General features: G+C 70.5%; 9 protein-coding genes and 1 pseudogene. 8 read left to right on the forward strand and 2 right to left on the reverse strand.

Annotated features, from left to right (window positions below; translation table 11 throughout):
- Positions 1–7: 7 nt before the first annotated feature.
- Complete coding sequence (locus tag OHS33_RS03340; protein WP_330328868.1) at positions 8–2,935, reverse strand: glycoside hydrolase family 48 protein; 2,928 nt, start codon at positions 2,933–2,935, stop codon at positions 8–10.
- A 579-nt stretch (positions 2,936–3,514) separates the two neighbouring features.
- Here OHS33_RS03340 and OHS33_RS03345 point away from each other — a divergent pair.
- Positions 3,515–5,275: a glycoside hydrolase family 6 protein gene (locus OHS33_RS03345; protein WP_330328869.1), complete on the forward strand. Its 1,761-nt coding sequence runs from the start codon at positions 3,515–3,517 to the stop codon at positions 5,273–5,275.
- A 109-nt stretch (positions 5,276–5,384) separates the two neighbouring features.
- On the opposite strand, the gene OHS33_RS03350 is transcribed toward OHS33_RS03345, so the two are convergent.
- On the reverse strand, positions 5,385–6,440 hold the full coding sequence (locus OHS33_RS03350; protein ID WP_330328870.1) for a LacI family DNA-binding transcriptional regulator: 1,056 nt from the start codon (positions 6,438–6,440) through the stop codon (positions 5,385–5,387).
- A 429-nt stretch (positions 6,441–6,869) separates the two neighbouring features.
- Here OHS33_RS03350 and OHS33_RS03355 point away from each other — a divergent pair, with 429 nt between their 5' ends.
- From OHS33_RS03355 to OHS33_RS03380, 7 genes and pseudogenes are all read left to right on the forward strand, one after another.
- Entirely contained in the window at positions 6,870–8,234 is a 1,365-nt protein-coding gene (locus OHS33_RS03355; RefSeq protein ID WP_330328871.1) for an ABC transporter substrate-binding protein, read from the forward strand.
- Between the two features lie 120 nt (positions 8,235–8,354).
- Positions 8,355–9,437, forward strand: coding sequence for a carbohydrate ABC transporter permease (locus OHS33_RS03360; RefSeq protein ID WP_330328872.1), 1,083 nt, complete (start codon positions 8,355–8,357; stop codon positions 9,435–9,437).
- 4 nt (positions 9,438–9,441) lie between these two features.
- On the forward strand, positions 9,442–10,335 hold the full coding sequence (locus tag OHS33_RS03365) for a carbohydrate ABC transporter permease (RefSeq protein ID WP_330328873.1): 894 nt from the start codon (positions 9,442–9,444) through the stop codon (positions 10,333–10,335).
- A gap of 41 nt (positions 10,336–10,376) precedes the next feature.
- Positions 10,377–11,819, forward strand: a complete 1,443-nt coding sequence (locus tag OHS33_RS03370) for a GH1 family beta-glucosidase (protein WP_330328874.1) — start codon at positions 10,377–10,379, stop codon at positions 11,817–11,819.
- A 403-nt stretch (positions 11,820–12,222) separates the two neighbouring features.
- Positions 12,223–12,837 (forward strand): PAS domain-containing protein, encoded by a 615-nt coding sequence (locus OHS33_RS39780; RefSeq protein ID WP_443065203.1) that lies wholly within the window; start codon positions 12,223–12,225, stop codon positions 12,835–12,837.
- Between the two features lie 85 nt (positions 12,838–12,922).
- A pseudogene (locus OHS33_RS39785) lies at positions 12,923–14,245 on the forward strand (ATP-binding SpoIIE family protein phosphatase); the annotation flags it as partial.
- 275 nt (positions 14,246–14,520) lie between these two features.
- Entirely contained in the window at positions 14,521–16,506 is a 1,986-nt protein-coding gene (locus OHS33_RS03380; protein ID WP_330328875.1) for a beta-galactosidase, read from the forward strand.
- Positions 16,507–16,510: the final 4 nt, after the last annotated feature.

Consider the following 16,510-nt stretch of genomic DNA (forward strand, 5'->3'; position numbering starts at 1 on the left):
CGCTCTGTTATTCGAGCAGCTCCGCGTACGAGCCCATGGCCAGGGCGATGTCCGCCTGGGCCCAGAACCGGTGGTAGGTGAAGACGGGCGCGGCGCCGCCCGCGAGGTAGGCCTCGACCTTCGGCCAGGCCGGGTCGTTCTTGTAGAAGCCGCGGATCGAGGCGAAGGTGGACGAGGAGTTCACCGTGTCGCCGTTCGGCATCTTGCCGGTCCACGTACTGGGCACGTACACCGGGTCGTTGAAGCGCTTGTAGTCGGTCCGGGTCTCCTGGACGGAGAGGCCCAGGGGGTCCTGGTGGTGGGCCCACATACCGTCGAGCAGGGCCTTGGCGACCCGTTTGGCCTCGGCGTTCCCGGACTTCGCGGCGTAGTAGGTCAGGGTCTTGGCGTAGGCGGCGGCCACGCCCACGTCGTCGGTGTAGTCGGCGACGGTGACGTGCAGGCCCGCGTTGGCGCCGGGGGCCGACGCGTTCCAGGTGTCGGGGGCGCCGGACCACTGGAGGGTGGAGGGGATGCGGTAGGTGCCGTCGGGGTTGATCGTGGTCTTCGACAGGGCCCAGCCGACCCACTTGTCGAGCACGGTCTTGGCGGCGGCGTCGCCCGTCTGCCGGTAGAGCTCGGCGACCCGCTCCATGGACCAGGCCTGGAAGCCGAACCACTGGTTGGACGGCGGGTCCTGGTAGACCGGCTTCTCGTCGTAGAAGAGGCCGTGGAAGGTGGGGGTGCCGGCCGGGGGCTGTGCGTAGCGCCCCTGCCAGCTGTTGGTGGCGCCGCCCGCGATGGCGCCCTCGTCGGACTGGAGCCAGCGGTAGAACTCCAGCTGCCGGCCGAGGCTGGTCGCCCAGTCCGTGGCGCCGGTCGCGGACTTGGGCTTCAGCGGGGCGTACTCGCTGAGCGCGTAGGCGGCGAGGGGGTTCTGGTAGCCGCTGTGCGCGTGGCTGGAACCGATCCGCCAGGACCAGCCCGCCGAGGTGTCGGTGGCGCCGCCCCAGGCGTAGTACCAGGACATCAGGTAGTGCGCGCTGTCCTTGCCGGTGCCGGCGGCGCAGACGGTCGGGCCGACGCAGTTCCCGGCCTTCTTGAAGTACTTGTCAAACATGGAGTACCGCAGGTAGTCGCCCATCTTGGCCGCCTTGGAGACGGTCGCGGTGACCTGGGTTCCCTTGCCCTGTTCCTTGGCCCAGATGTCGGCCCAGTAGGCGGCCTGGATGGCACGCGCGTCGGCGTCCGGGGCATCGGTGAACTTCCACTGCTTGGCGTAGGAGGAGTCCCCGGTGAAGAGGTCGAGGTAGCCGTTCTTGCCGCCGTAGGTGAAGTTGTCGCAGGTGGGGTGCGGCACGGTCTCCCAGACCGATTCCTCGGGTCCGCGCTGGAAGGTGTTGATGTAGGAGGGTCCGGTCGCGGTCGGTCCGGCGGAGCACTTTCCGGGCTCGTTGCCGTAGCCGTAGACGTTGTCGACGTCCTGGAGCCAGTGCATGCCGTAGATGTCGTCCGTGCCGTACGCGCTCTTCAGCTCACCGGCGATCGGGTCCGCGCCGGCGGCGACTCCCCCGTCGAGCTTGGCCGGGTACTGCGAGGGGAGATCCTGCTCGGGGGCGTAGGTGGCGGGCTTGGAGGCGTTGTAGGAGCCGGTCGTCGGCTGGTCGGCATGCGTGGGGATCATGAACTTCTCCATGGTCTCCCACGCACCGTTGAACTTGGTCCAGTCCCCGGTGATCTTCCCGTACATCGCCTGCAGCCAGATCAGATAGCTGTAGGCCTCCGAGGTCGTCTCGTGCCCCTGGTCCGGGGCCTCCACGATCAGTGTCTCGACGGAGTGGTACGGGATGCCCTCGGGCGAGAAGTAGCCGTTGGCCGGGTTGGTGATCTTCCCGTAGAGGTCGAGGAAGCGGGCGTCGTACGTGGAGTCGGCGGCCAGCTGGGCGACCGTCACCTCGGCCTTCGCGTGGCCGGGCGCGGTCGCGGTGAAGACGGCGGAACCGCTGCCGGTGGTCCCGGCGGTGACCGTCACCTTCTGGGCGGTGCTCCAGTTCGCCGGGGTGAACGTGAGCGTGGCGGGTGCAGCGGCGAGGTCGGTGTTGCCCGAGGTACGGGCCACGCCCACCGTGACGTTCGCGGCCGGCTGCTTGGAGAGCTTGAGGTCGAAGGTGCCCGTCTCCCCGCGGCGTACGGAGAGCTGCGCGGGGGTGGCGACGAGCGCGGGGCCCGCGGCGACGGTGATGCCGACGGGGGCCGACTCGGCGGAGGCCCCGAGGCTGTCGTAGGCCTTGGCGTAGAGGGAGTGGGAACCGGCGGCGAGGCCGGTGGCATCCAGGGTGAAGGGCGCCGTGGTGTCCGTGCCCAGGAGCGTGGTGTCGCTGTAGAACTCGACCTTGGCCACGGTGGCGCCGTCGGCCGCGGCGGCGGTGGCGGCGAGCGGGACGGGAGTACCCGCCGTGTAGACGGCGCCCGCGGTCGGGCTGGTCAGGACGGCGACCGGGGGCTGGTGGGCTCCGGTGCACGGGGTGCCGTTGACGGCGAAGGAAGTGGGGGCGGCATTGGTCCCGCTGTAGCTGAACTGGGCGCCGGTGGTGACGGCCGCGCCGGCGGCGACGGTCTTGCTCCAGTCCGGGGCCACGACGCGGACGCTCTTCCCGGACTGGGTCCAGGTGCCGTTCCAGCCGTTGGTCAGCTGCTGGTTGCCGGAGTGGTCGTAGGTGAGGCTCCAGCCGTCGAGCGCGCTCGCGGACCGGTTGGTGAGGGTGAGTTCGGCGGTGAAGCCCGAGCCCCAGTCGTTGGTGGTCTTGTAGTCGACGCTGCACTGCACCGCTGCAGCCGCGGCGGTGGTGGCGCCGATGGCCGTGAGACCCAGGGGGAGGGAGAGGGAGAGAGTCGCGGCCGACGCGGTCAGCAGCCTGCGTCGTCTGTGGAGTCCGGGTGGGGGATGTGCCGACATGCCGATGGTTCTCCTCGCGGCTCGGGGAGACGGGTATGGCAGAACGATTGCACACAAGCTCTGAACGAGTGGGAGCGCTCCCAATGTGCAGACGTGGCGCGACGGCGTCAAGACGTGTGAAGAGTCGAATACATTGCGTGAGAAATTTACTCGGCCCCTCTTTTGCTTGTCGTCAGTTGGCGCTACGGTCTGGCCCCAACCAGTGGGAGCGGTTCCACAGTTGACGCACCATCAGAGCGCGACTTGCCGCAAGGTCTCGCTCAGGTGCCATCACCGCGTCTGTCAGCGCTGCTCGGCGGAGCAGCGCACACCGCGCGTCCACCACCTGTTCCAGCGACGCCCGTTGGCGCTCCTCCGGCTCTCGTCCCGGTCGCGTCCCGGGTCCCCCCTGATCGCGGGCGAGAACAGCGAGCACACCTGCGGACACGCGTTCATCGACCGCGCCACGGCCTGGTTCCGACCACCGCGCCACGGCCCGTTCCGGCGACCGCGGCCTCTCCGCACAACGGCACACCCACCGCAACCGGCGCCGGGCCGCACGACCGCCCGCGCGCCCCGAACGGAAAGGCACCCCACGAAATGAGCCGCACCATCCCCCGCACCGCATTACTGGCGGCCCTCAGTCTCGTCACGGCCGCGGGCGCCACCGCCACCGTGTTCGGCACCACGGCCGGAGCCGCCAGCGCCGGCTGCAAGGTCGAGTACCAGATCTCGAACCAGTGGAACACCGGATTCAGCACCAATGTGATCGTGACCAACACCGGCGACCCGGTCGCCTCCTGGACCCTGGAGTGGTCCTACGCCAACGGCCAGCAGGTCACGCAGGGCTGGAACGCCACCATCACCCAGTCCGGGGCGGCCGTTACGGCCAAGAACCTCTCCTACAACGGGTCGCTGGCCACGGGCGGTTCGGCGTCCTTCGGGTTCAACGGTTCGCACACGGGCACGAACGCCGTCCCCGCGACGTTCAAACTCAACGGCATCACCTGCAACGGCGCCACCGACCCGACCCAGCCCCCCACCACGCCCCCGACGACTCCGCCCACCACACCGCCCACGACACCGCCGACCACGCCTCCGCCCACCGGCGGCAAGGTCGACAACCCCTACGCCGGCGCCAAGATGTACGTGAACCCCGAGTGGTCCGCCCATGCCGCCGCCGAACCGGGCGGCAGCAGGGTGTCCAACCAGCCCACCGCCGTCTGGCTGGACCGCATCGCCCTCGTCACGGGAACGAGCGGCACGATGGGGCTGCGCGACCACCTCAACGCGGCCCTGACACAGAAGGGCAGCGGCGAACTCGTCGTCCAGCTGGTGATCTACGACCTGCCCGGACGGGACTGCTCCGCGCTCGCCTCCAACGGCGAACTGGGCCCGACCGAGATCGACAAGTACAAGACGCAGTACATCGACCCGATCGCCGCGATCCTCGCCGACCCCAAGTACGCGGGGCTGCGGATCGTCACCACCGTCGAGATCGACTCGCTGCCGAACCTGGTCACCAACGTCTCCGGGCGCCCGACAGCCACCGCCAACTGCGACGTGATGAAGACCAACGGCAACTACGTCAAGGGCGTCGGCTACGCCCTGAACAAGCTCGGCGCGATCCCCAACGTCTACAACTACCTGGACGCCGGCCACCACGGCTGGCTCGGCTGGGACGACAACCTCGGCGCCTCCGCCGAGATGTTCAAGCAGGCCGCGACCGCCGAGGGCTCCACGCTCGCCAACGTGCACGGCTTCATCGTCAACACCGCCAACTACAGCGCCCTGAAGGAGGACAACTTCAAGATCGACGACTCCGTCAACGGCACCTCGGTGCGCCAGTCGAAGTGGGTCGACTGGAACCGCTACACCGACGAACTGTCCTACGCCCAAGGCATGCGCACCAAGCTGGTCTCCCTGGGCTTCGACGCCAACATCGGCATGCTCATCGACACCTCCCGCAACGGCTGGGGCGGCACCGCCCGCCCGACCGGACCCGGCGCGCTGACCAGCGTGGACACCTATGTCAACGGCGGCCGCTACGACCGGCGCATCCACCTCGGCAACTGGTGCAACCAGTCCGGCGCGGGACTCGGCGAACGCCCGCAAGCGGCCCCGGCCGCCGGCATCGACGCTTACGTGTGGATCAAGCCTCCGGGCGAGTCCGACGGGGCGAGCAAGGAGATCCCGAACAACGAGGGCAAGGGATTCGACCGGATGTGCGACCCGACCTACACGGGCAACGTACGCAACGGCAACAGCATGTCGGGGGCCCTCCCGAACGCACCGCTCGCCGGCCAGTGGTTCTCCGCCCAGTTCCAGGAGCTCATGAAGAACGCCTACCCGGCGCTGTGACGCGGGGCAGGTGACGGACCCGGAGCCTTACGGAAGCATTCCTTCCGCAGGGCTCCGGGTTTCGGCACGCCCGGTGCGGGGCGGCCGGACGGCCGGCTGCCGAAGCGGCTCAGGAGGAATCCCGTACGACCAGTTCCGTCGGGAGCACCCGGCGCGGCTCCTCGCCCATGCCCTGCCTCGGGGCGGCGCCCTCTCGGGACTCCTCCGCGATCTTCTGGAGCAGGAGCCGGGTCATCGTGCGGCCCATCTCCTCGATGGGCTGACGCACGCTGGTCAGGGGCGGGTCCATCAGACGGGCCACCGTGGAGTCGTCGACCCCCACGAGGGCGACGTCCTCGGGGACCCGCCGGCCGGCCTCGCGCAGCACGCCGCGCGCGCCGGCCGCCATCACGTCGGAGGCGGCGAAGACGGCGTCCAGGCCGGGGGCACGTTCCAGGAGCGCGCGCATCGCCAGCCGGCCGCCTTCCTCGGTGAAGTCCGCGGTCGCCACGAGCGACTCGTCGGGCTGGATTCCGGCCTCGGCGAGGCCCGCGCGGTAGCCGCCCAGACGGGCGCGGGCCACGTACATGTCCAGCGGCCCGCTGATGGTCGCGATCCTGGACCGGCCGCGCTCCGCGAGGTGGGCGACGGCCGCCCGTCCCGCACCGATGTTGTCGGAGTCCACATAGGCCACCGGCTCGGCCTCCGAACGCCGCCCGTTCATGACGACCGGCAGGCCCAGCCGCGCGATCCGGTCGGGCAGCGGGTCGTTCCCGTGGACCGATGCCAGCAGCACGCCGTCGACCCGCTGGGCGGCCAGGTAGTGCTCGAACCGCTGCCGCTCGGCCTCGGTCCGGACCAGGGTGAGCAGCAGCTGCTTGTCCGCCTCGGCCAGCTCGGCGCTGACCCCGCGGATCAGGTCGAGGAAGTACGGCTCCGAGAACAGCCGGGCCTCGGTCTCCGGAATGACCAGGGCCACCGCGTCGGTCCGGCTGCCGGCCAGCGCCCTGGCCGCCTGATTGGGTACGTACCCCAGCTCCGCGACAGCCCGGGCCACGGCGTCCTTGGCCCGCTCGCTCACCCGCGGCGAACCGTTGATGACCCGGGAGACCGTGCCCCGGCCGACACCGGCCAGGGCCGCGACCTCTTCCAGAGTGGGCCTGCCGCCGCTCTGCCGTCCGCTCACGCTTTTGAACTCCCCTCGTGTGCCAGCGCACTCCGCACCGGGCGCGGGCCGGGCCTGCCGATCAGGTGAGCAGGCCGGTGCACCCGTTCCGTAGCCGTGGGACACGTTACGCCGACTAGGAGTGGGAGCGCTCCCACAGTACTCCTCATTCCCTCCTGCCACCACGGTCGCGTTCACAACCTGACGCGGGCAGCGCACTCACGAAGGAAGCCGCCCGCCCCTGAGGCTCCTGTGTAATGAATTCGCGTTCATCTCTTGACACCCGCACCCGCCAGGCAGCAACCTTCCGGCAACGATGTGGGAGCGCTCCCATCCAGGCGTGCGACAACGGCTTTCACATCAGGTCCGGGCGGGCCCCTGGCCGAGCCGCGAACAGCCCGCCGGACCCCATGGCGCACAACGAGCAGCACCTTGGACGAGGAGAGTGGAATGCGTACTTCCAGCAGCAGACACGGGCGCGGACGCGGACGCCGCACCGTGATCAACGCGGTCGCCGCGGTCGCCGTCGTGGCGACCGGTACGGCCCTGCTCACCGGCTGCGGCGGTGACAGCGGCAAGGGCGACGGCGGCGCGGCCGGCAACGAGCAGATCACGCTGCGGATCGGTACCTTCGGTTCCTTCGGCTACGACGACGCGACCGGGGCCAAGCTCTACGCCGAGTACACCAAGGCCCACCCGAACATCAAGATCGAAGAGTCGAACGTCGCGGACGGCCAGAAGTACTGGGACACCCTCAAGCTGCGTCTCTCCCGCAACAGCGGCCTCGCGGACATCCAGGCCCTGGAGGTCGGCTACATCGCGGAGGCGACCGGACCCGCCATGGCCGACAAGTGGGCCGACCTCGGCACGACGGGCGGCGCGGACCTCGGCGCGTTCCTCGACTGGAAGGTCAAGCAGGCCACGACGGGCGACGGCAAGGTGATCGGCCTCGGCACGGACATCGGCCCGATGGCCATCTGCTACAACAAGGACCTCTTCGCCAAGGCCGGTCTGCCGACCGATCGCACCGAAGTCGCCAAGCTCTGGGCGGGCGACTGGGCGAAGTTCATCCAGACCGGCGAGGCGTACAAGAAGAGCGCCCCCGCGGGGACCTCCTTCCACGACTCCGCGAGCGGCCTGTTCAACGCCGTGATCTCCAGCCAGCCGGTGCAGTACGCCAACGCCAAGGGCGAGCTGGACTACGAGAACAGTCCGGGCGTGAAGAAGGCCTGGGACACCGCCGTGGCGGCGGCCAAGGGCGAAATGACCGCGAAGCTCCGCCAGTTCGACGAGAAGGGCACGTGGAACGCGGCCTTCAAGAACTCGAAGTTCGCCACCGTGGCCTGCCCCAGCTGGATGACGGGCATCATCAAGGACCAGGCGGGCCCGGAAAACCAGGGCAAGTGGGACATCGCCGCACCGCCCGTGGCCGGGAACTGGGGCGGCTCCTTCCTCGCCGTCCCGAAGTCGGGCAAGCACACCAAGGAGGCGGCCGAACTCGCCGCCTGGCTCACCGCTCCGGCCCAGCACGCCAAGGTCTTCGGCGTGAACGGCAACATCCCCTCCTCCAAGGACACCCTCAGCTCTCCGGCGGTGCAGGGCGCCAAGCTGCCGTACTTCGGAGACACCCCGGTCGGCAAGATCTACTCGGAAGCCGCGGCCGGCATCACGCCCGCCCCGATCAGCCGTTGGGACGGACAGGTGAAGACCTTCCTCACCGACAACGGCATCCTCGACATCGAGCAGCGCGGCACCGACCCGGCGAAGGCCTGGGAGAACGTCAAGAAGCTGGTCGCCGACAAGATCGACAAGTAGCGGGGCCACGCGGCGGCCCGCCCCACCCGCCGCCTCCCGCCGCTTCCCCGCGGGTGGCGGCGGGCCGCCGCCGTCCGCGCCACCGCACCACCGCACGCATCGACCTGGAAGGACGCCCCCGTGGCCACCTCCGTACGGGCGACCAGTGGCGGCTCCCCGCCGCCCGCCGCACAGCCCCCGGCCCCCGGCACCGGCTCCCGCAAGCAGTGGCCCTCCGGCCGGGGCGGGCTGCGCAGCACGCTCTACCGCCTGGACCTGAAGGCGGTCCCCTACGTCTTCCTCGCCCCCTTCTTCCTCACCTTCGCGGCCTTCGGACTCTTCCCCCTGATCTACACGGGCTGGCTCTCGCTCCACCGAGTGGAACTCGGCGGCAGCGCGCAGTGGAAGGGGCTGGAGAACTACACCTCGCTGGCGGGCAGCGAGTTCTTCTGGAACGCCCTCGCCAACACCTTCACCATCGGCGTGATCTCCACCGTTCCGCAGCTGCTGATGGCCCTCGGCCTGGCCCACCTGCTCAACTACAAACTCCGTGGCCGCGGTTTCTTCCGTGTCGCGGTGCTCGCCCCGTACGCCACTTCGATCGCGGCCGCGACGCTCGTCTTCGCGCAGCTGTTCAACACCGACTACGGCCTGATCAACACGGCGCTGGGCTGGGCCGGCTTCGAGCCGGTCGCCTGGGAATCCTCCAAGTGGCCCGCTCAGATCGCGATTTCGGTGATCGTGACCTGGCGCTGGACCGGCTACAACGCCCTCATCTACCTGGCGGCGATGCAGGCCGTACCCCAGGACCTCTACGAGGCGGCCGCGTTGGACGGGGCCTCGCGGTGGCGCCAGTTCCTCAGCGTGACCATCCCCTCGATCCGGCCGACGATCCTGTTCACCGTCATCGTCTCGACCATCGGGGCCACCCAGCTCTTCGGCGAGCCGATGCTCTTCGGCGGCAGTGTCGGCATCAGCGGCGGCAGCGGGAACCAGTTCCAGACGCTGAGCCTGCTCATGTACGAGAAGGGGTGGGTGACCGGCGCACTGGGCCAGGCCTCCGCGATCGCCTGGGTCATGCTGCTGATCCTCCTGCTCATCGGCGGCCTCCAGGCTCTGATCTCCCGCTCGAACCGCAACCGCAGCCGCGGCCGTGGCCGAACCCGCAACCGCAACCGAACCCGCAACCGCGTCGGCCGCATGCGCACGAAGGCGGGGAGCTGAACCCATGACCCGCACACTCGGCACGACCGCCACCGGGGCGCCGCGCGCCAGGCGCCTTCGCCCGTCGGCCGGCCGCCAGCACCACGCCGGACCGCTGACCTACGTCCTGCTCGGCCTCGCCGCGCTGGTCTCCCTCTTCCCCCTGTACTGGAACCTGGTCGCCGCCTCCCATACGGGCGAGCGCGTGGTCAAGGCTCCGGCCCCGCTCCTGCCCGGCCCCCGGCTGTTCGACAATCTCTCCTTCGCCTGGAACCAGGTCGACATGGGCGAGGCGCTGGTCAACACGACGATCGTGGCCGGGCTCGTGGCCCTGTCCACCGTCCTGTTCTCCACCCTGGCCGGCTTCGCCTTCGCCAAACTCGCCTTCAGGGGCAAGGGCGCGCTGCTCGCGATCGTGGTGGCCACCATGACGATCCCGCCGCAGCTCAGTGTGATCCCGCTCTACCAGATCATCACCGACCTCGGCTGGGTCGACCAGCTCCAGTCGGTCGTCCTGCCCTCGCTGGTCGCCGCCTTCGGCGTGTTCTTCATGCGCCAGTACCTCATCGAGGCCCTGCCGGTGGAGCTGGTGGAGGCGGCCCGGATGGACGGCGCGCACAGCCTGCGCATCATCTGGCACGTGGTGTTCCCGGTGGCCCGGCCCGCGATGGCGGTCCTCGGGATGCTCGTCTTCGTGCAGGCATGGAACGACTTCTTCTGGCCGTTCATCGCGCTGACCCCCGACGGGAACCCCACTCTCCAGGTCGCCCTGGCCGGCCTCGGCGCGGGAAACCACACCGTCGACCAGGCCGTCGTCCTGACCGGGGCGCTCATCTCCACCCTGCCGCTGCTCCTGGTCTTCGCCGTCCTCGGCAAGCACATCGTGGGCGGCATCACCGCGGGCGCCGTCAAGAACTGACGACACGACTTCATCCACACTTGCATGAGGAGCACTCTCCTATGACCACGTCCGAGACCCGGCCACTCACGGCCACCCGCACCTTTCCGCCCGATTTCCTGTGGGGCACGGCCACCGCCGCGTACCAGATCGAGGGCGCCGTCCGAGAGGACGGCCGGACCCCCTCCATCTGGGACACCTTCTCCCACACCCCCGGCAAGGTCTTCGAAGGCCACACCGGTGACGTGGCCGTGGACCACTACCACCGGTTCCGAGAGGACGTCCGGCTCATGTCCGAACTCGGCCTGGGCGCCTACCGGTTCTCCGTCTCCTGGTCACGCGTACAGCCGACCGGCCGGGGCCCCGCCGTCCAGAAGGGTCTCGACTTCTACCGCCGGCTCGTCGACGAACTGCTCGCCGCCGGTGTCACACCCGCCCTCACCCTCTACCACTGGGACCTCCCCCAGGACCTGGAGGACGCGGGCGGCTGGCCCGAGCGCGCGACCGCAGAGCGCTTCGCCGAGTACGCGGGCCTGGTGGCCGACGCCCTCGGAGACCGGGTGAAGCACTGGATCACCCTCAACGAGCCCTGGTGCAGCGCGTTCCTCGGCTACGGCTCCGGAGTCCACGCCCCGGGCCGCACCGACCCGGTCGCCGCCCTGCGCGCGGCCCATCACCTCAACCTCGGTCACGGCCTCGCCGTACAGGCCCTGCGGGCGGCGCTGCCCGGGGACGGTCAGGTCGCGGTGTCCCTCAACCTCCACGAGGTCCGCCCCCTGACCTCCTCGCCCGGGGACCGGGAGGCGGCCCGCCGCATCGACGCCGTCGGCAACCGGATCTGGCTGGGCCCGATGCTGGAGGGCGCGTACCCCGATGACCTGTTCCTCGACACCGGCCACCTGACCGACTGGTCCTTCGTGCGGGACGGCGACACCGCCACGAGCCACCAGCCCCTGGACCTGCTCGCCGTCAACTACTACACCCCGACGGTCGTCTCGCACGTCGGGAAGGGCGCGGAGCGGCCGCAGGACGATGGCCACGGGAACAGCGCGCACTCCCCCTGGCCCGGAGCGGACGACGTCGCCTTCCACCGGGCGCCGGGCGAACGTACGGCCATGGGCTGGCCGGTCGACCCGGGCGCGCTGTTCGACCTGCTGACCCGGACCGCCGCCCGGTATCCCGGCCTGCCGCTCGTCATCAGCGAGAACGGCGCCGCGTACGAGGACGAGGCCGGCCCGGACGGTACGGTCCACGACCCGGAGCGCGCCGCGTACATCCACGCGCACCTCGACGCCGTGCACCGGGCGATCGAAGCCGGGGCGGACGTGCGCGGCTACTTCCTCTGGTCTCTGCTCGACAACTTCGAGTGGTCCTACGGCTACGCCAAGCGGTTCGGCGCCATCCACGTCGACTACGACACCCTGGAGCGCACACCCAAATCGAGCGCGCACTGGTACTCCCGCGTGGCCCGGACAGGAGAGCTGCGCGCTCCCGACGAGGCGTAGCCCACGGCTCCCCGGCCGCGAGGCCCTGCCCAGAAGCGCCTGGGCAGACAGGCGGCGATCACCTACTGTTCCGCATCCGAGACGGAACGCGACCGGACGGCACGCCGGCCGGAGCGGACCCAGGGCGTGTTTTAAAAGTAGCGCCGGGCGCCCGGAGGGCGCGGCCCGCGGCGTCTGGTGCCGTGCATCGCAAGGCGGAGGATCGCCCGCCTACTGGACGTAATCGGGCGTTCCGACAACGCAGCGAGGCGCGGTGCCAGGCGTCGCGGGCCAGGCGGGACTTTTAAAACACGCCCTAGGCTGGAAACAGCCGCTGGAGACTGGTCCTGGCGAGCACCGCTGTCCGGACGGAGGCGCGGCGCGTGGAGATGGCTGCCGAGCAGGATGCCCGACCGCCACCGTCGTGGTCGACCCGGACGGCATGGTGAGCGGCTGGAGCGAGGGCGGGCGGCTGCTACTGGGCTGGACGGCGGAGGAGACCGTGGGGCGGCCCGTGACCGATCTGATCGCCGGTCGCCCACCCGGCTTCCCCGAGCACCTCGGCTCCGATCTCACCGGAGTCGTCCCGCTGCGCCACCGGGACGGTTCCACGGCGGACGCCGTGCTGACGGCCCATCCGCTGCGCGGCGCGGACGGCCGTGCGCTGGGCCACGTGGTGACCGCCCAGCTCTGGGGACACCGCCCGGTGATCGCCGACCGGGCCTTCGAGCAGTGCCCCTTCGCTCTGGGCGTCTACGACCCCCAGCTGCGGTTCCTGTGGGTCAACGCCTCCGCCTGCCGGGTGATGGCGCACTCCGAGGAGCAGGTGCTCGGTGAGAAGTACCGCGAGCTGTTCCCCGAACTGGACGACATGGCCTACACCGACCGGCTCTCCGAGGTGGCGAGGACGGGCGTGCCCGCACGTCTCATCACCGTCTTCCCCGGTGCCGGGATTCGCCGACCTCGTCAGCGTCGATCTGTTCGACGAGGTGCTGCGCGGAGAGGAACCGCCTTCCGCGTCCGCGTTCACCCCCGGTGAGAGCATCGCGCTCAGCCGTGCCGCCCAGCGCGGCGCGAAGGGGGACACCGCCCGGGCGCCCGGGACCACGACTCGGGTCAGCCACGCCCCCGGTTCCGTCGCCGCCCGCTGCATGGCCACCGGCAGGTCCACGGTCGAGCTCGCCGCCGAGCCGGGCCAGGGCGGCGAATGGGCCTTCGGCCCCGGGCTCGCCGCCGACCCGGCCCACTGGCCGCCGGGCAACCCGGTGATCGACGGGTCCATCGCCGCGGACGAGCTGACCGGCCGGATCACCGTGCCTCTCCGGGCGCGCGGCGCGCTGCTCGGCGTCGTCGCGTTCTCCCGCCGTGACCGGCCCGAGGCCTTCACCGCCGACGACCTGATCCTCGCCGAGGAGCTGACCGCCAAGGCGGCGGTCGCCGTCGACAACGCCCGCCGGTACTCGCGCGAGCGCACCACGGCGCTGACCCTGCAGCGCAGCCTGCTGCCGCAGCGACTGCCGAGCCAGGAGGCGATCGATGTGGCGTCCCGCTACCTGCCCGCCGGGACCGGCGCGGACGTGGGCGGTGACTGGTTCGACGTCATTCCGCTGTCCGGCGCCCGGGTCGCCCTGGTCGTAGGCGATGTCGTAGGCCACGGCATGGGCCGGCTGCGTACGGCGGTCCGTACCTCGCCGACGTCGACCTGCCGCCGGACGAGTTGCTGACCCACTTGGACGACCTGGTCCTCCACCTGTCCAGCGACCTTCAGCCCGCCGGCCGATCCGAGGCGACCGGCGAGTTCGGGGCGACCTGCCTGTACTCGGTCTACGACCCGGTCTCCCGCCGCTTCACGCTGGCGAGCGCCGGCCATCCGCTGCCGCTGATCATCTCTCCGGACGGCACCAGGCCCCCGGTACGCGCACAGCCGGGACCGCCGCTCGGCATCGGTGGACTGCCTTTCGAGGCCACCGAGCTCGAACTGGCCGAGGGCAGCCTGCTCACCCTCTACACCGACGGGCTGGTGGCGAGCCGCGAGCGGGACGTAGACCAGGGGATCGCCGAACTGCAGCGGGTCCTCAACCACGGGGCCACCTCACTGGAGGCCCTGTGCGACACGGTGATGGACGCCATGCTCCCCCGAACGCCGCACCGACGACACCGCCCTGCTGCTCGCCCGCACTCACGCGCTGGACCCCCAGCACGTCGCCGACTGGGACGTCGAGCCCGACCCCTCGCAGGTGCCGCGCGCCAGGAAGTTCGCCGTCGAGCAGGTGGACGCCTGGGGTCTGGAGGAGGCCTCATTCGTCACCGAACTGGTCGTCAGCGAGCTGGTCACCAACGCCATCAGATACGGCGAGCCGCCGATCAGGCTGCGGCTGATTCGCGATGCTTCGCTGATCTGCGAGGTCTCCGACGCGAGCAACACCGCTCCGCACCTCCGCCGGGCCCGCAGGTCTCCATGATGCTCTTCAGGGTGCCGAAGTAAACGATCGAAGCGCTTCGACGCCCTCACCAGCCCGGACGGGCCACCCAAGGGCCAGTAGGAGCCACCCTCGTGCCAGGGGCCCTTGTTTCTTACGAAACTTGTCCGTTACTTTTTGTCGCCAAGAGGTGAAGCGCTTCGATAGTCCCGGCCGCAGGGAGGCCGCCACCGAGCGCTGCCTCCATCGACTCTGACGCATCGTCAGGGCGTGACTCGACTCTCCCTACCCGAGGAGCCGTCATGACGACTCGCAGCATCACCGACCGCCTGGGTGGCCTGGCCTTCGGCGGGGACTACAACCCCGAGCAGTGGGACGAGCCGGTCTGGAAGGAGGACGACGAGCTCATGAGCCGGGCCAGGGTCAACCTGGCCACGGTGGGCGTCTTCTCGTGGGCCCTGCTCGAACCGGAGGAGGGGCGCTACGACTTCACCTGGCTCGACGCCCACATCGACCGCCTGCACGCGAACGGCGTGGCCGTCGACCTGGCCACCCCGACCGCATCCCCACCACCCTGGTTCACCCTGGCCCACCCCGATGCGCTGCCGGTCCGGGCCGACGGCACCCGCCTCGTCCACGGCAGTCGCGACGCATACTGCCTCGCCTCCCCCTCCTACCGCCGCGCTGCCCGCCGGATCGCCGCCGCGCTCGCCGAGCGGTACGGCGACCACCCCGCCCTCGCGCTGTGGCACGTGCACAACGAGTACGGCACGCTCTGCTGGTGCGACCACGCGGCCGCCGCGTTCCGGGTGTGGCTGCGCACCCGCCACGGCTCACTGGAGGCTCTCAACGAGGCCTGGGGAACGGCCTTTTGGAGCCAGCGCTACACCTCCTGGGAGCAGGTGCTGCCGCCGCGCGCGACGCAGTACCACAAGAACCCCGGCCAGACGGTGGACTTCCACCGCTTCTGGGGCGACGAGATCATCGCCGCGTACTGCGAACAGCGCGACGCGATCCGCGCGCACAGCGACCGTCCGGTGACGACGAACCTGATGCTGCCCTACTACCTCAGGCTCAACCTGTGGGCCTTCGCACGTGAACTCGACGTCGTCACCTCCGACCAGTATCCGTCCGAGCCCGGCCTGGACGCCTGCGCCCACGTGGCCTTCTACGCCGACCGCTCCCGCTCCCTGGCCGACGGCCGCCCGTGGCTGCTGATGGAACAGGGCACCAGCACGCTCTACGACGGCGAGCAGGTGCTCGGCAAGGAGCCCGGCGAGATCCTGCGCCACAGCCTCGGCCACATCGCGCGCGGTTCGGAGGGTGCCCTCTTCTTCCAGTGGCGCCAGTCCCGGGCCGGGGCCGAGACCTGGCACTCGGCAATGCTTCCGCACGCGGGTCCCGACAGCCGCATCTTCCGCGAGGTCACCCGGACCGGCGAGGCGGTCGCCCGGCTCGGCGAGCTGGCGGGATCCACGGTCACCGCGCAGGTCGCCGTACTCGACGACCCGGACGCCATGTGGGCACTGGAGGCGGACGGCCTGCCCTCCGCCCGGCTCGACTACCACGCGCCGCTCGCCGGGGCGCACCGGGCGCTGTGGGACGCGGGCGTCACGGCCGATTTCGCCCACCCGGAGCACGAGTTGAGCGGCTACCGGCTGGTCATCGCCCCGTCCCTCTTCCTGCTGTCCGACAAGGGCGCCGAGAACCTGCGCCGTTACGTCGAGGGCGGCGGCACGCTCCTCGTCCAGCACGCGAGCGGATTCGTCGACGACCGCGTGCACGCCCGGCTGGGCGGATATCCCGCGGGCCCGCTGCGCGAGGCGCTGGGCATCCGCGTCGAGGAGCACCGGCCGCTGCGGACGGATGAACGCATCACCCTGTCGGACGGATCGCACGGCACGCTCTGGAGCGAGTCCCTGCGCACCGAGGGCGCGCAGACGCTCGCCACCTACACCCACGGCATGCTGGCGGGCAGCCCGGCCCTGACCCGACACCACTGCGGCAGCGGACAGGGCTGGTACCTCTCCACCCGCCTGGACGACGCCGACTACGCCGCCCTGGTCGGCCGCCTGCTGACGGAGGCCGGTGTCGAGCCGGAGGTGCCGGGGCTGCCGTCCGGTGTCGAAGCCGTCACCCGGCACGCGCCCGACGGCCGCCACTGGCAGGTCCTGCTCAACCACACCTCCGAGGCCGTGCCCCTGCCGGAACCCGCCCACGACCTGCTCACCGATGCCCTCGCGCACGCGCTGCCGCCCGGTGGCTGCGTGGTTCTGCGCGGGCACTGACCTC

Source organism: Streptomyces sp. NBC_00536, assembly GCF_036346295.1.
In the GTDB taxonomy this organism is placed as follows: Bacteria; Actinomycetota; Actinomycetes; order Streptomycetales; family Streptomycetaceae; genus Streptomyces.